This is a genomic window from Chromohalobacter sp. 296-RDG (assembly GCF_029889885.1).
Taxonomy (GTDB): Bacteria; Pseudomonadota; Gammaproteobacteria; order Pseudomonadales; family Halomonadaceae; genus Chromohalobacter.
This window is the reverse complement of sequence record NZ_JARANY010000200.1, coordinates 1-1395: the sequence shown is the minus strand read 5'-3', so window position 1 is coordinate 1395 and position 1395 is coordinate 1. Positions and strand designations below refer to the sequence as shown.

Below are 1395 nucleotides of genomic sequence, written 5' to 3'. Positions count from 1 at the left end.
GGCGGCGCCCGCACTATGGTTTGCCGTTAGTGCACTACCACAGTTCCAAAAACCGCAAAGTCTGTCTACAGTCGTAGAACAATTTGCATAACAACGCGCTGCACCTGACCGCTATTCCGCTAGCGCTCCATAGCGGCAGGTGAGCTAAGGCGTTATATTTTACGGGGGAGCATCTGGTGTTGCTAGGCAATACTAAAAGATTTAGTGGGATAGGCTACGTTTGCTTTCTCGATATTCTCGGTTTTTCACAAGACATTTTGTCTAACTGGAAAGCAACGAACTCCAATCCGCTAGACAAAATTATGGCCATCAAGTCCTCGATTCCAGTTTTCGAAGCACAAGATGATGATACAGAACAATCACCGTATTCCCGGCAGTATGTGTGTCGCGTGAATACGGTCTCTGACAGCATCACAATTGGTTTTGGTTTCGAGCCAGATCTTATTGTTGGAGATCTTTTTTAGGTTTGGAAGCGTTGTTGGAAAATGTTTCAGAGGTCTGGACCACTGCCATAAAATATGGATACACCATTCGTGGCGCCATTGAATTTGGGGAAATCTACTGGAATGAAAATGAGTTAATTGGTCCTGCATTCAACAATGCATATCGCTTGGAATCAGAGGTTTCTCGGATATCCAGAGTTATCGTTTCGTCGCGATTGAATAGGGTTCTTAGGAACTTAGCTAATGACCACCGGAGTGACATTACAGACCACTTGATCGCCAATTTTAGAAAGGATGTAGATGGGTATGTGGTCGTTAACCCTTACATTCTTGGTCACTCTGATGAAGAACGACTATCCCTTGCGGAAAAGCTGCGCGCATTAGCTAAAAATTCTCCGACGTCTTTGGTCAAAGAAAAGTATGCGCACTTAATTAGTATGCTTTCCGAGAAAGAGCGCAATGCTATAGGCCGCAGCGAGCTTTGAGCCTATTAGTGATTCATAACCAGTGGGTGAAGCCGACCGTGGACTTCCCCCGGTTTAGTGGACACGCATCGATAACTCCCAAGAAGGAGAAAAGCGATGCCCGCAATAATCACGGGGAAGAAGACGCAACTTTAAGCCACCAGTGCCAGACGGTGCAATAAAGAGAAAAAAAGTATCGACCCAAATTATTCTGGGGGCGGATAACCAATCATCCGCTTCCCGAAAAGCAACCTTTAGGATAGGGAGCTCAATGAAAAACCGATATAGAGCACTTGTCACTATCGCATTTTTCGCAGCTTTTGTCGCCACCGAGAGTGCAGCTAGTAGCGATCGGCCAATCAATATCAGTTCACCTGAAAAATTCTGTCGAACAGCTCCTATGGCCGCAATGAATGGATTCATGGAAGCAAAACGGGGCGCAACAAAACAAGAAGGGATACGGCGTGCTCGAAATATTGAAAAAAATG

Annotated in this window: 3 protein-coding genes; all 3 read left to right on the top strand. The window is 45.6% G+C overall.

Annotated elements, in window-relative coordinates; all coding sequences use genetic code 11:
- The first annotated feature begins 176 nt into the window (after positions 1–176).
- Entirely contained in the window at positions 177–464 is a 288-nt protein-coding gene (locus OP495_RS17855) for a hypothetical protein (RefSeq protein WP_280571123.1), read from the top strand.
- Positions 465–466: 2 nt separating this feature from the next.
- Positions 467–928, top strand: a complete 462-nt coding sequence (locus OP495_RS17850) for a hypothetical protein (RefSeq protein WP_280571122.1) — start codon at positions 467–469, stop codon at positions 926–928.
- Positions 929–1178: 250 nt separating this feature from the next.
- On the top strand, positions 1179–1395 hold a 217-nt coding region (locus OP495_RS17845; protein ID WP_280571121.1), incomplete at its 3' end, for a hypothetical protein.